General features: G+C 41.9%; 11 protein-coding genes. 1 reads left to right on the top strand and 10 read right to left on the bottom strand.

Annotated elements, in window-relative coordinates:
* Positions 1-37: 37 nt before the first annotated feature.
* Genes ACW6PM_RS03145 through ACW6PM_RS03130 form a run of 4 tightly spaced genes read right to left on the bottom strand, consistent with a single transcriptional unit; the run spans position 38 to position 6,756 of the window.
* Positions 38-1,186, bottom strand: coding sequence for a hypothetical protein (locus ACW6PM_RS03145; protein WP_456056206.1), 1,149 nt, complete (start codon positions 1,184-1,186; stop codon positions 38-40).
* Complete coding sequence (locus ACW6PM_RS03140; protein WP_456056205.1) at positions 1,176-1,955, bottom strand: hypothetical protein; 780 nt, start codon at positions 1,953-1,955, stop codon at positions 1,176-1,178. Before ACW6PM_RS03140 ends, ACW6PM_RS03145 begins: the two co-directional genes overlap by 11 nt.
* An 8-nt stretch (positions 1,956-1,963) precedes the next feature.
* Positions 1,964-3,202: a DUF5716 family protein gene (locus ACW6PM_RS03135; RefSeq protein ID WP_308669692.1), complete on the bottom strand. Its 1,239-nt coding sequence runs from the start codon at positions 3,200-3,202 to the stop codon at positions 1,964-1,966.
* A gap of 11 nt (positions 3,203-3,213) precedes the next feature.
* Complete coding sequence (locus ACW6PM_RS03130) at positions 3,214-6,756, bottom strand: DUF5717 family protein (RefSeq protein ID WP_456056204.1); 3,543 nt, start codon at positions 6,754-6,756, stop codon at positions 3,214-3,216.
* Between the two features lie 113 nt (positions 6,757-6,869).
* Between ACW6PM_RS03130 and ACW6PM_RS03125 the strand changes: the two genes are divergently transcribed.
* On the top strand, positions 6,870-7,958 hold the full coding sequence (locus ACW6PM_RS03125) for a pyridoxal phosphate-dependent aminotransferase (protein ID WP_456056203.1): 1,089 nt from the start codon (positions 6,870-6,872) through the stop codon (positions 7,956-7,958).
* A gap of 143 nt (positions 7,959-8,101) precedes the next feature.
* Here ACW6PM_RS03125 and gltA read toward each other — a convergent pair whose 3' ends face one another.
* The 6 genes from gltA to ACW6PM_RS03095 all read right to left on the bottom strand — a co-directional run bounded on the left by gltA (position 8,102) and on the right by ACW6PM_RS03095 (position 15,140).
* The gene (gltA, locus tag ACW6PM_RS03120; protein ID WP_308650616.1) at positions 8,102-9,493 is read right to left on the bottom strand and encodes an NADPH-dependent glutamate synthase; all 1,392 of its coding nucleotides are present in this window, start codon (positions 9,491-9,493) and stop codon (positions 8,102-8,104) included.
* On the bottom strand, positions 9,493-10,383 hold the full coding sequence (locus ACW6PM_RS03115) for a sulfide/dihydroorotate dehydrogenase-like FAD/NAD-binding protein (RefSeq protein ID WP_308655804.1): 891 nt from the start codon (positions 10,381-10,383) through the stop codon (positions 9,493-9,495). Before ACW6PM_RS03115 ends, gltA begins: the two co-directional genes overlap by 1 nt.
* A gap of 244 nt (positions 10,384-10,627) precedes the next feature.
* Positions 10,628-11,572, bottom strand: a complete 945-nt coding sequence (locus ACW6PM_RS03110) for a TIGR03943 family putative permease subunit (RefSeq protein ID WP_308650614.1) — start codon at positions 11,570-11,572, stop codon at positions 10,628-10,630.
* A 53-nt stretch (positions 11,573-11,625) separates the two neighbouring features.
* Positions 11,626-12,759 carry a CobW family GTP-binding protein gene (locus ACW6PM_RS03105; RefSeq protein ID WP_448754041.1) on the bottom strand — a complete coding sequence of 378 codons (1,134 nt, stop codon included), beginning with the start codon at positions 12,757-12,759 and terminating at the stop codon, positions 11,626-11,628.
* 136 nt (positions 12,760-12,895) lie between these two features.
* Positions 12,896-13,072, bottom strand: a complete 177-nt coding sequence (gene rpsU, locus ACW6PM_RS03100; RefSeq protein WP_006856185.1) for a 30S ribosomal protein S21 — start codon at positions 13,070-13,072, stop codon at positions 12,896-12,898.
* Between the two features lie 178 nt (positions 13,073-13,250).
* A complete protein-coding gene (locus ACW6PM_RS03095) occupies positions 13,251-15,140 on the bottom strand; it encodes a methyl-accepting chemotaxis protein (protein WP_448754042.1) in 1,890 nt (629 codons plus the stop codon).
* Between the last annotated feature and the right edge of the window lie 9 nt (positions 15,141-15,149).

Genomic DNA, 15,149 nt, shown 5'->3' with positions numbered 1-15,149 from the left:
TTTCAACTTGAAATTATATAACAATATGGAAATTTTATCAATCCTCAGATTGAACTTCCATATCAAGCTCCGCGATTTTATTTAAAATTCTGTTTACCTCGTGGATTCTGTCACCGAGCTCACTCCTGTGTGACAGTATCTCACGCCTAAGCCTGGTTATAGTCTCCACATTGAAGGACATCCTGCCCCTTAGCTTTTGTCTCCTGACTATGAGCTCATGCTTTTGCTCAACCATCTCCTTATGGTCTACAATTGCGTTTGTATAGTTGAGCCAGACTCTGGCATCATAGAAATTATTTTTGCTCAGCACTGAAACAAGCTTTTTGCTGTTGTACTCCAGATCCTCGTTCGTCCTCCTGAAACGCTCCTTGTCTTTTACAGCAAGAAGATACTGCTCGTAGTTGTATACAAATTCCTTTGAGTTCTTTACATTATACTTCTCATATGTGTAGTCAACAGCATTTTTTATGCTTACATACTTGATTTTTACTCTGTTTTCAAGAGCTACTGCTTTATTTTTTGATGCAGCAGCGCTTTTTACTTCATCCGAATAGCTTTGATAGGTCAAAAGCACAAATGAGCCTGCAACCGCTGAAAGAAGCGCCCCTATAAGCATAAAGACAGTAGTATCAACTCCATACACAAGCTGCATCAGCGTACATACGGTTACCACTACAGCAAAAAATACTACCAAAAGCACTGCATACACTCTAAATGTCTTCTGTCTGCCCTTGGCATACTCACCATCTATATCAAACTGCACCTTTTCTCCCTCAAGATACCTTAGATCTTTATTTATCAGATTAAGACAGCTTTCGTTTTTTTCAAGACGTTTTATTGCCCGAGGAATCTCCTCCTCCAGCTGCTGCATCTGAGCATACTGGCTGTCTGATATGCGGTTTTTGGTCTTTAAAAAATCACTTCTCGTCTTTTCGAGTGTCAATATGTTTGCAGCCGCATCATTCATGGTCTTTTTATCTGTCTCTGACATATTGTCCATCCTTTCTATGTCAGTCAGATAATTTGTGACAAGCGCGTACTCTGCCCTGTTATCCTCCAGCTCTCTTGCAGCATCAACCATCTGTTCACATATCTCAACTACATTGAACCCTTTAGTACTCTCATCAGGTATACTCTCAATATGTAACTGTGTCTCATCGGTCTTTTTTTTGCGTTTAAATAACATGCGCCCTGTAATCCTCTTTGTATTTCAAAATTATTTCTTTTGGTCTGCTCTCCCCGCAATTATCTGAAGCTTCTGCATACACACCCTTTAATACACTGTCCAGATTATTAATCTCCTGCTCCGTAACACTATATTCCCTGACAATCCGGGCATATCCAATGTCATTATTATCAAGCTTATAGGCATATAGACAAGACCACAGTGATTTTCTGTCTCCGTTTTGCTTAAAAGCCTCAAGATATAAATCTGCCGCTATATCAAACAAAAACAGCTTAACATAGGCGGTAGCCAGATTGTGATATATATTTCCGAACAATACTCGCTCAGCATGCCTTGCATCCTCACATGCCAGCAGCTTTTTGTATTCAAAAATAGCTGCAGTGTACTTTTTCTTGTCCATCAGTCTGTCTGCCCTGATTTTCAAGCACTCAAACTCGCTCTTTTCCTCCAGCTCCTTAAGTGCATCATGTGTGCGCTTAAGCTCCTCCTTAGTGCAGTAGCCGGTATACTCCAAAAGCTCTGTCACAAAAGCAGACAGTCTGCCGTTTGTGGATATAATGGTTCTAAGATGCATTGCAAGCTTCGGAAGACGTGCATGGTTTTCAATCCAGGTACACAGCTCAAGACTCATAAAGTCAGCATCCAAGAGATATGTATTGTTGATTATATAATAATTAAGCTCCTCTATCGAGTAAACATTTATAGACACACCCTCTATGTAATAGGGCATGGCCGCTATAGCTTCATTACACAGTAATAATTCTCCCATATGCCCTCCTACATAGTCATCTCATAGTGCCAGACCTTGCCCGAGCCCATAAATATCTCGCCAAAGCCCAAATCCTTAATCTCTATATCTATCCTGTCATCAGATACAGGCGTTGCCGTAATTCTGATGCGTGTAGCCCGATCCGGACGAGGTGGCATATCCGTAAGTCTTAAGGTCTCAATCTTTGCCTCTCTGCTTTTAGGAAGCTGCTTCCAGAAATCCACCTCATAAGAGCCGGAAATAATAACCTCACACTGCCCCTTTGCTTCAAACCAGTTGCTTCCGGCGCTGATCAGATTATAAAACGACAATTCTCCCTTATCATGCACCTTAAGGCTCAGGTTGAACTTCATCTCATTCTCGCCCATATACACAAAGGGCCATTCTGCTTCCTTATCCCTCGTGGCTGCCGCATAGCATGCCCCCTTGGTAAAGAGGTTATTGCCCATGAACACTCGTCTGCCCTTGCACAAAAGTGCAACAGACTGCTTCATCCAGCCCTCTGCAAACGTATCTCCCACGAGAAACACCGTTGAAATAACCCGGTTTTTAAAGCTCTCATTTATTATGTCAGAAAAGCTTTTATCCTTATCATTTGTATCCAGAGTATAGCTTATGCTTTTATCTATAGATACTACCTGTGGCGTTGTGCGTAGATCCCTCTTTAAGGAATAAAAATATATGCTCTCATTTTCCTGCATAAACAGCACTACATCATGAAGCCACAGCGATTTGTCCTGATTCAGTGCAAAATAGTAAAAGCTCTCCTTACGGTCTATGACAGTAAGCTGTCTGGAATTGATGCCAAGTCTGACCGACATACCGTAAAACATGCTCATGTTCTCCTTAGTCAGCCTGTCAACACATATAACAAGCCTGTCAAAGGACGAAGGATTACCAAGCTTGGATGGCAGCTCCATCACCTTTTTAAGGAACAATGCCAAAAGCTCCTCCGCCATAAATGAATCATCATCAAGGACTATTTTTTCATTATTCAGCGCTCTCTTAAGCAGCTGGTCAATACACACCATCTCACCGCTTTTAGATAGCTTTCGCGCCTCATCGCCATAGTACCATTTACCAATACTTTTGCGGCGTGCAAGCACAAGAGGAATCTGAAACACCTCACTGCCAGCAACAGTGCTGACAGTTTCCGGCTCTTTCATATTCTGTTGAAAAAAACTAACCATCGCATAGCTGTCATTTAAGTCTATGCCTATATAGTATGAATTGCCATTATGTCCCATTATAAATCCTCTTAAATAAGCTTAAAAAGCTGCTTTGTCGCAGCATCCAGCCTTTTATATTCGTCTATATTGCTCTTTAAGGTCGTCTCATCAGACAGTGTATCTGAGATAATCATCTCATTAATCAGGTTATAGCGGCTGTGGTCATTATCCCCCGGTATATTGTTGCATGTAAGACGGCTACTCTCCTTTACCTCTATTCGGTTGTCCTGCTCCTCAGTAATATAATACCTGATAAGCTCACCGAAAAATATGACAAAGGTCTTTACGTATATGCCGTCGTACATCTCGACCATATCCTCAGAGTTAAACTCTTCACCATCCTCGTCACGGCTGTAGTGCAGCACAACATGAGCCCCTGGAGTGCTCTCATACTGCAAAAATGCCTTGTCATAGAGGAAATACTTCTGCAGCAGTCTGTGATCGAGCCTTGCAAAAAAATCAAAATACATATTGTTATATATATAATACTTAAGCAATGCATCTTCAATCTCAAGCTCTGCCTGAGAGATATCTGTTTTTTCAGCATAATTCTTCAATAAAGCTAACTGACAGGCATCATTTAGTGTTCTTTTTCCAATAAATCGCTTTTCGATAATATCGAAAATAAAATCAGCCTTGCATTTGCCACTATGCAGATATCCATGCGACACAAGAGATATGTAAGCTAAAATCAGCTTTTCATTTCCGGCTCTTTTATAGTACTCCATAAAGATATCCGATATCTTTTCGGGCTTAATCTGCGTATAAATACCCTGTTCGAGAATGCGCTCATCAAGCTTCATGGAAGATATTGAAAACTTGTCAGCGGCATGCCACAGATTTATAAGCTCATCTGTAGGCCCCGAATAATTTTCGCACAGATATTTAATCACAAGGTCACTGTATTTGCCTGTTTTAAAGGCTGATATGGCAAGCTGCACCATAAAATCATCATCTATATGCTGCACCTTAAGCGCATTCTCGCACAAAACTGCCTGCGATGAGGCTGCAAGCATGTCTATTCCATACTCCATGGCCATATCATATGCCTTTTCATAGAGCCGGTTCGATACAAGCATGTCGATAAGATATTTTCTTGCATCCTTTTTAAGAATATCAAAATCAATGCTTTGTAAAAATGGCCTGACATAATCCTCATAATCGTGAAGCTGACAGTATTTTAAAATCCTGTATCCCATAAAGGCTTTGTAGTAATCAGAAAAGGCTTCACTATAAAATACAGGCTTAAAAAGCTTTAAATCATCCTTTGTAAAATCAGAATAATCCCTTACATGCTTAAAATGAGACACTATATACTGTGGTCTCTCAGGCGAGAGGCTTATGCACCTGTCAAGGTATTTCTCGGCATCCATCAGCCTCTGAAGTCTGTATGAGATGCTTTTAACGTATCTATAGCCCCTTGAGTCCTCAAAAAGTATGACATAGTCGTTCGAGAACAGTTCAAAATAAGCACACTGATCTGTAATCGGTACAATCTGAGGCTCCTTCATTTCATTCTGATATATAATGGCTCTCACCATGCGCTTATCAAATACAATAAGCTTGTGGGTAAATATAATATCAGAAAAAGCAGCTGACAGTTCTTCATTGATAAAGCCCAAATCAAGCATATCCTCGTATAAAACAGCCAGATTGTCATCAATATGCCCAAGCTGTGCCTGATCCATGGCAAACCTGCCCATAGCCTTTCTGTACTTGTGGTAGACCTCGGGCTCTGTTTCCTTTGCAGCAATTATATTGTTGTAAAGCACCGCAAGCTTGCGGTATGGCAGCTTGTTATCATAGCTGAAATACATCTGGATGATCTTTGGCACAGGTGATACCTGTCTGTCATCCATGGTAATGAGATATGACTCATATAAGCCTGTCAGACGCAGCTTGTTCTCGATACCCAGCTCAAACCATTTATGAAAACAGGTATCATTTTTGTGTCCCTTGATCAGGTAGCTGCATATGATACCGACATACTCCGCCTCCGGGCAAATCTCATAGGCCGCTGTAAGAAGCTCATATACTCTGTTATCGAATCCGCCTGCCAGGTCAACCGCTTCAAAAATCGCTCCGGCAAGCTCCTTTGTCAGAGCCTTTTTCTTTACAACCCAGCTTAGGATGCGAAGCTCAAATACAGACAGCTCCTTTATCAGATAAGGATCCTGTGATATGAGATAATAGGCTTCAATGTACAAATACGGAGACGAACAGCCCCTAAGTATCCAGTATTTTATATCCTTAAGCTTACCGGCACTGTCATCGAAATACTGATCTCTCAAAAACAAAAGTACCCAGAATAAAAGCACAGAGTCGGGATTTTCATAGAAAATCAGCTCAACCTCGTGTGTCATATTGTCAATGTATGAAGGCTCTCTCTCTAACAGCGTCATCAGATACAGATAATAGCCCCAAATCGGTGTCTTCTTATCAGGATTACTGTGCTTGAAATCATCAAGAATCCACTTAGCCTCCTGTCGCTGCCTGTTTATGATAAATGCCTGAGCCTTCATCAGCTCATACATAGGCTTATCCGGCATGAGTGCATGCAGATGGTTTAAAATGCTGATTGTTTCGTTTGCCCATACCCCGGTCACTATCCGTTTCAGTCTGAAGCTGGTATAAAGCTCCATGATTCCGACCATGCATTCCTTTATGTCCTTTGTCACAGCTGCATCACTTATGCTGTCATCATCCTTTACGCCGGCTGTGATATCTATGTTAAAGCTCTGATATGCACCATCGATATAGATACGGCCAAAATTACGTCCGGCATGCATTGCGGATGCATCGATGATATACTCATACAGATAGGTTTTACCTATAAAATCATCAAGCGTTAAAACAGGCTTAGACAGCTTTATAAATTCACAATCCGTGCGCAAGCGTATCTCGGTATAGCCCCAGTTCTCCTTTGTTATGGTAAAGCAGCCACTCTGAGGCTCTTTAGAAGCCATAAAAATCTCCTCTGACTTGTCTACGCTTATTGAAACAGGCTGTTTTTGATTTACACCAATCAAAAACTCCTCCATATTCTGACCGGATGGTCTGGCGCATGCAAAGCCCTCATAGGCCAGCCTGTCATATACATTGTCATAAGGAATTGTGTTTAAGAAATTGCGATTGTAAAACAGATGATAAGCCTCATCCCAATTGGATGCAGCAAGCCTTGTAAAATCGCTGAGACTCTTTACAGCACCGGTGGATGCTTCTGCATATAGCCTTGTGATTCTTGCACAAAAAGAAAGACTGTACTCAATCTGATTACATACAATCACAAATTTGCCCTCACAGACATCGCCCTCCGTGAGCCCCTTACTGTTAAATTGATAACGAATCCTGACTTTCTCGCCCTCGAAGTGCGGATTCAGACACTCCATCCTCGGATTGGTTGAATAAACTATGCCACGGATTTTTATCTGATTCGTACTTTCTATCACAAAGCTTCCCGCTTCGCTTCTTCCCTCAATGACCGAAAGGTCAATTGTCTCCTCTGAAAACGCCAAAATCGGTTTCGTGCTATTAAATCTGCCGGCAGCTATCTGCCCTATACGTGCTCGCACAATTGTTACCCCGTTTACGTTAAATGTTGATTTTTTATACACTTATTATATAATGTAAATTATATACGATTTGCATTGTTGTTGCAATGCAATTAGAAAGGAAATTGCAGTTTATGATAGAACAAAAAGAACATTTTCACGGCAGTGACCTTGAAAAAATAGAAAAAATATATGGTATAAAAAAAGAAAACATTGTAAGCTTTGCAGCAAATGTCAACCCACTAGGCGAATCCGGTAAACTAAAGACAGCGCTGTCTGAGCGCATTGATGCAATCACAAAATACCCTGACAGAGAGTATACCTCTCTCAGAAAGGCTATCGGCAGCTACTGCAAGTGCGATTACAATCACATAACAGTCGGAAACGGATGCACGGAGCTCATCTCACTCTTCATTCAGATTACAGCTCCTAAAAGGACTCTTCTGTTAGGTCCTACTTACTCTGAGTACGAGCGTGACTTAAGGATAAACGGCAGTGATATATCCTACTATTTTCTTAAGGAAGAGGATGATTTTAGGATTGATCCGGATGGATTTATCTCTGCAATCACAGCGGATACCGACCTTGTCATCATCTGTAACCCAAACAATCCGACCGGCAGCCTTATCACACCTGATGAGCTTAAGACGATTTTAACCCACTGCAAAAAGACAAATACCTATGTGATGATTGATGAGACATATATAGAGTTTGTGCCGGATGTGGATGAGCTTTCGGCAATTCCTCTGACGGCCTTGTTTGACAATGTGATTATACTGCGTGGCACATCCAAGTTTTTTGCCACTCCGGGGCTGCGTCTGGGCTATGCCATCACATCAAATTCACAAATTCTTACAGACATAAACACAAACAAGAATCCATGGATGATCAACTCACTCGCCGTTGTCGCAGGTGAAACCATGTTTTTGGATGAGGAATATATAAATAAAACAAGAAGCCTGATACTTTCAGAGAAAACCAGATGCAGACAGCTGATAGAGGAATCACATAAATTCAAGCTTTATCCATCCTACAGCAACTTCTATCTGCTTAAGATACTTGATGAAAATATAGATGCACATACTCTCTTTGAACGTGCCATCAGGCAGTGTATGATGATAAGAGACTGCTCTACCTTCCCGGGGCTTGAGGAGCGGTTCATACGCTTTTGCATAATGAAGCCTGAGGATAATACAAGGCTTATTAATTGTCTTACACAATGATGCTAAATGCCTTTATATAAACATAACATAAAACTTAATATTTAAATTCTCTAAATGTATAACCAAAAAGCTTCCGGAAAGGATTTAATCCAGCCGGAAGCTTTTTTGTATGAAGCATAATAAATAATGCTTTAAGCTCTATATTATTTTGCGGATAAGAACTCGTCAATTCCCTTTGCCGCTGCTTTTCCTGCTCCCATGGCAAGAATAACCGTTGCAGCACCTGTTACGGCATCTCCACCTGCGAATACACCCTCTTTTGAGGTTGCGCCTGTATCCTCGGTAGCTACGATACACTTTCTCTTGTTTGTATCAAGGCCGACTGTTGTAGAGGAAATAAGTGGATTTGGTGATGTACCAAGTGACATGATCACTGTATCGCACTCCATCTCATACTCTGAGCCTGCTATCTCAACAGGGCTTCTACGTCCTGATGCATCAGGCTCTCCAAGCTCCATCTTGATAAGCTTAACACCCTTAACCCAGCCATTCTCATCAACAAGAATCTCTGTAGGATTCTCAAGGAGATCAAAGATAACTCCCTCTTCCTTAGCGTGATGTACTTCCTCCTTACGTGCAGGAAGCTCTGCCTCACTACGTCTGTATACAATGTGTGTCTCTGCGCCAAGACGAAGAGCTGTTCTGGCTGCGTCCATGGCTACGTTTCCACCACCGACAACTACAACCTTTTTACCTCTTGAGATAGGAGTCTCATAGCCCTCCTTAAATGCTTTCATGAGGTTATTTCTTGTAAGGAACTCATTGGCTGAGAATACACCGTTGGCCTGCTCGCCAGGGATTCCCATAAATCTTGGAAGTCCTGCTCCTGAACCGATAAATACAGCCTCAAAGCCCTCTTTCTCCATAAGCTCGTCAATCTTAACTGACTTTCCGATAACCACGTTTGTCTCGATTTTGACGCCAAGTGCCTTGACATTCTCTACCTCTGCCGCAACAACCTTGTCCTTTGGAAGACGAAACTCCGGTATTCCGTAGCTTAATACTCCGCCGGCAGCGTGAAGTGCCTCAAAAATAGTTACATCATAGCCAAGCTTTGCAAGGTCTCCGGCACATGTAAGTCCGGCAGGGCCTGAACCGATAATAGCAACCTTTTTGCCGTTTTTCTCTGCGGCTGTCTTTGGCTTGATACCGTTCTCTCTTGCTGTATCAGCAACAAATCTCTCAAGCTTTCCGATTGATACAGGATCACCCTTGAAACCTCTGATACACTTGCCCTCGCACTGGCTCTCCTGTGGGCATACACGTCCACATACAGCAGGAAGTGCTGATGACTCTGAGATAATCTCATAAGCCTTTGTGAAATCACCGTTTTTAACCTGCTCAACGAATGCAGGAATATTGATAGAAACAGGGCAGCCCTTCATACACTGTGCATTTTTACAGTTTAAGCATCTGCTTGCCTCTGCCATTGCCTCTTCTTTATTGTAGCCGTAGCAAACCTCTTCAAAGTTTGTGGCACGAACCTTTGGATCCTGCTCTCTGACAGGTACTCTCTTTAATACATCGACTTCCATTATTTGTCACCTCCGCAGTTTCCGCAGCCACCGTGATGTGTTGCGCCCTCTTCATATGCAAGCTTAGCTCTGCCTTCCTCTGTCTTGTATTGCTGCTGTCTCTTCATAGCCTGGTCGAAATCAACAAGATGTCCGTCGAACTCAGGTCCGTCAACACATGCGAACTTAACCTGTCCGTCAACGATCAGACGACATGCACCACACATACCTGTTCCGTCAACCATGATCGGGTTCATTGAAACGATTGTAGGAATCTCAAGCTTCTTTGTGAGCAGACATGTGAATTTCATCATGATCATAGGTCCGATAGCTACGCAGCAGTCATATGTATTGCCGGCATCAACAAGTGCCTGAAGCTGCTGGCTGCCGTTGCCGTGGAAGCCGTATGAGCCATCATCTGTACAAACATAGAGATTCTTTGCAACAGCCTTCATCTCATCCTCATAGAAAAGGATATCCTTATTTCTAAAGCCCATGATAACATCAGCATCCACTCCGTGCTCTTTAAGCCACTTAACCTGTGGATATACAGGAGCTGTTCCAAGTCCTCCTGCGATAAATACGATGTGCTTTTTCTTTGTCTCCTCGAGATTTTCCTCCTGACAAAGCTCTGATGGACAGCCGAGTGGTCCGACGAAATCCTCTAATGCATCTCCCTCATTAAGAGCCATCATTCTCTCTGTTCCTGCACCGATAGTCTGTACTACGATAGTAACAGTCTCTTTTTCCCTGTCATAATCACAGATGGTAAGCGGGATTCTCTCTCCTACCTCATCTGTCTTTGCGATGATAAACTGACCAGGCAGACACTCTTTTGCAACTCGTGGTGCCTTTATATCCATAAGGATAATGTTGTCAGCCAATTTTTCCTTTCGAACTATTGGATACATAGTCTTCCTCCTAGTTAAATCTTATCCCATTACATATGTAATCTGATACTCAATTTATTTCATACTTTTTTAATTTTAAATGAAATGATATAATTTTTCAATATGTTTCTTTAGATATTCCATAAAAATATGTTATAGGCTTATGAAATTGTGTTATTCTTTGACATTTGTCCGGTACTTTATATCAAAAACAGGAACCAATCCATGTAAAAATGAACCGGTTCCTGTATTTTATTATCATCTGTTATGAGAAGTATACAAGCTCATCCTGCGGCTTCTCGGCAGGCTCGATGGAAACCGGATAAAGCACCGGTCCCTTTCCTTTGTATTCCCTCGCAAACTCCACATGCACCCTTGCGGTGATGGTAATCCACGATTTGTGAGGAATGCTGCTCTCATCCTCATACTTGCACTTAAAGCCTATAAAGGTCACGTCCTCTATACAGCATGTCATTGCGAATCTGCCAGGTACCATGACACCCTTTCTAAGCTTATCAGGATTGTATACAAGCGCAAGGAATTTGACAACCTTGCCGTCGTACTTTTTGTAATTCTCCATGGCATCCATATACCAGATGGCATAGTCTGCATCGGAAAGCTCAATTACATCCTGATTTATGTCAAACGGCAGCTCCTCCGGACGCTCATCAATAGTACCGTCCTTGCGCTCATAGACTATCTGTGCCTTGCGGTTGATATTCTTGATGGTGCGCCTTAAGTGGCCTCTGTCTGTATCATCGTCTGTCCTGTTAAATATGACAACATCACTTGCAAACACCTGCTCCTGCATCATCGCACGCATATTGTTCATATAAAGGTCAAATGTGGTGGAATCAACTGTGGCGAGCGACTGCACGATAACCCAGCCCTTTGGCAGCTTTGCTTCAATTATCTTATCAATGCCCCATGTGCCGTTGTACTCGATAAATACCTGCTCAGGCAGATACTGCAGGTTGAGCTCGTTAAGCTTAGCTTCTGTAAACTCATCCTCAGAATCTATCTCTGCAACCTGGAAATTGGCAGCCTTAAGCTTGTCCATATCATACTCCACATCACCATCCTCGCACATGATAATAAGCCCCTTTGAGCCGTTTGCAAAATCATTCTCGAAAATGGTATCCTTAATCAGTGAAGTCTTGCCACTGTCCATGAATCCGGTAAATAAATATACTGGAATCTCTTCAGCCATTTTGTTAGTTCCTTTCTGATTATTGTGTTAATGTGTAACTATTTAAAATATACTTAAGCAAGTCCGAAGAGCTCTTCAAGCTCGTGCTCGTGGATATCTGTTCCGATAACAACGATACGTCCTGTATAGTCAGGCTCTCCGTCGCGAATCTCATACTCGCCCGGAACCATATCAAAGTAAATCCACTTGCCGTCTGTTCCCTCTACCATGCCCTTTGAACGAAGAATCTTGTCATCCTCTACAAACTGCTTAAGGATTTCCTCGAGCTTAGCGCGCTCAAACTTGTGAGGAGTCTCCTTGCCCCAGCTTGTAAATACATCGTCAGCATGATGATGTCCGTGCTCATGATCATGGTCATGGCAGCCACATGTGCAGCCCTCGCCATGCTCGTGATGATGCTCGTGCTCGTCATGGTCATGATGGTGTTCATGCTCATCGTGGTCGTGATGGTGCTCATGCTCATCGTGATCGTGATGGTGCTCATGCTCATCGTGATCGTGGTGATGCTCATCATGGTCATGATGATGGTGATGATGCTCTGCCTCATCCTGTGCATGACGTGCCTCTGCAAGCACCTTCATCTCGAGATTGTCCTGACCCTCCATAGTCTTTAGTATCTGCTCTCCTTTAATAGCATCCCAGTCAGTAGTGATAACCGAAGCCTTTGGATTTAATGCCTGAATCTGCTTTACACAGAACTCAAGCTGCTCAGGTGTAGCATTCTGGCTGCGGCTTAAGATAACTGTTGTAGCATACTCTATCTGATTGTTGAAAAACTCACCAAAGGCCTTCATCTGCTTGCTTGCCTTAAGTGCATTTACCACAGTAACAAGAGCATTGAGCTTGACCGGCTGCTCTTTTTCGATATCTATAACTGATTTCATGACATCTGATAATTTGCCCACGCCGGAAGGCTCGATTAAGATACGGTCCGGATGATACTTAGTAATAACCTCATTTAAGTTCTTGCCAAAATCACCAACCAGTGAACAGCAGATACAGCCTGAGTTCATCTCTGTAATCTGGATGCCGGCATCCTTTAAAAAGCCACCGTCTATACCAACCTCACCGAACTCATTCTCTATGAGAACGATCTGCTCACCCTTAAAAGCCTCATCTATCATTTTCTTGATAAATGTAGTCTTTCCAGCTCCAAGGAAACCTGAAATAATGTCAATTTTTGTCATTGTAATTCACTCCTTTTCTTTTCACTAAGTCCTATTTTACTAGCAATAATGCAAATATGCAAATTAAATTTTTATTATTAAATTGTATTGGCACATAACAAAAGAACTACCGCACGCGGTAGTCCTCTCTAATACATTAATTGTATTTTCTTTTTCTAGCTGCTTCAGATTTCTTCTTACGCTTTACGCTTGGTTTCTCGTAATGCTCACGCTTACGGATCTCCTGCTGGATGCCTGCTTTTGCACAGTTTCTCTTGAATCTGCGTAATGCGCTATCTAAAGTCTCGTTTTCTTTAACTATTACACTAGACATAACCTAAAACCTAACCTCCCTCCAGTTGTGTATTGTGCATCAACTGTTAGGTATCTATACTTAATTGCACTAACATGTATTTTATCAAAATATCCGGATTTGTCAAGATAAATCCGGATATTTTTTGAAGAAATTATTATTTTTATTTTATTTGAGAAATCATTATCCCAAAACGGCTCTAATCAAGCTTGATAAAGATAGATGTTTCCTTTTTCAAAGAATCTGCAATCTCATAGTTTTCATCCATCTTATGTGAGATATTATCCATATCCTCAACAATAAGCTGTGTACTGTCTGCTGCCGAAACAACTCCATTAACACCCTCGCTGATAGCATGTGAAATGGTGTTGATTGAAGAAGAAATCTCAAGCATTGACTGTTTCAGAGAATCAGTCTTCTCCTTGAAATCAGTCATGGTACCCTCTATAAATGAAGCCTTGTCATTGTACTCCACACCGGACTCAACAAATCTCTCAAACTCAGGAAGAATTGAATCATTCATGTAGCTTACAAGACCATTGGCGTTGTCTGCAAGATTGTTAACCGCATTGGTAACAATTGCATTGATACGCTGGATATTGTTGGCTGCTTCCTGGCTGGCCGCTGCAAGCTGGCTGATCTCACTTGCCACAACCGCAAAGCCTCTACCTGCCTCTCCTGCTCTGGCCGCCTCAATAGAAGCGTTTAACGCCAACAGATTGGTCTGGCTTGCAATGTTTAAGATATCATTGGTAAGCGAATTGACCTGCTTTACACTGTTACTATCCTCAATAGCCTTCTGTAGTACCTCGAGAATCTCAGAAACCTTCCTGTCCGTCGTCTCCATGTTTGTACGTGCAACAGACTCCATTGACTGCGCATGAGCCTTCATATCCTTGGTGTAGCCGCTCAGCTCCTCTGTCTTTTCAGCAATAAGCTCAACCTCTTTTGCCACATTATCTGTGTTGGCATTGATAACAGATGCGTTTTCAGAGATATCCTGCATTGTAGCAGACAGCTCCTCTGTTAAAGCTGAAAGATCAGACACACTGCTGTTGCTTGTCTGAACACTCTGACGTACATCATCGACAACCCTCTCCATCTTAGCCGAGTTCATGACAACAGCCTTGAATATAGCCTGCAGCTTTGTCATAAACACATTGATACCCTTACCTACAGCGTCAACCTCAGCATTGTTGATAGGAGTAACCCTCTGTGTCAGATCGCCCTTCTTGTTATCAATATTGACTATGATACCATTGATTTCCTTCTGTGTACGAAGCAATGGCTTGATAACCATGGTGACAACAGCAAAAACAACAAACAGTAACGCTGCAATACTTATAACAATAGTAAATGTACATGTGACAACAGATGCATGATAAGTACTTTCGAGGCTTTTCCTCTCCTCCTGTGTGACAGAATTGACATGCTCACGCATTGATGAAATTGCTTTTTCAATGTTATTAGTATATTTTGCAATAGAGCCATTTGCCGTTTTATACGCATCTTCGCTTTTACCGGCAGCAGAATAAGCCATTACATTGCCACACTCCTTAACCAGGCTTGTGTAGTTTTCGCAGATAATATTGTAGTTTCTCTTGGTCTCAAGAGTGACATAAGGATTATAATCATCAAGGAGCTGCTTTAGCTTTTCCTCATGACTTCTTATCTCACTTACAATATCAATCATCGACGAAAGATCTGTCGATATAATATGAGACAGTGCCAGGGTATGGATATTCATGGTCTCCATCTCAATATCATTGAGCATCTCAGTGCCGACCATGGAGTTGTCCACAATCTGAGAAGCCGCATCATTTACCTTTGATAGGTTTTTAAGAGACAAGCCACTTGAAATAACACTTACAAATCCTACAACAAAAACAGGAATAAGTATCAATTTGGTACTTAGCTTTTTCTTTCCCTTAGCCTTTTGTTTGTTATTTAGCTTTTGAGCTTTTTTTGTTTTGAGAGTTTTTTTCATTTTTGGTGCTTTAGCCGGCTTTGGAGCTTTTGCTTTCACCTTTTTTTGTTTTACTGCGCTGTCTTTAACGGCAGCTTTACTTTTTTTTGCATCTAATTTCATGTTAAATAC

The organism is Agathobacter sp. (assembly GCF_977054825.1).
Note: the sequence above shows the minus strand (reverse complement) of the source record. Positions and strands in the feature narration are given on the sequence as shown.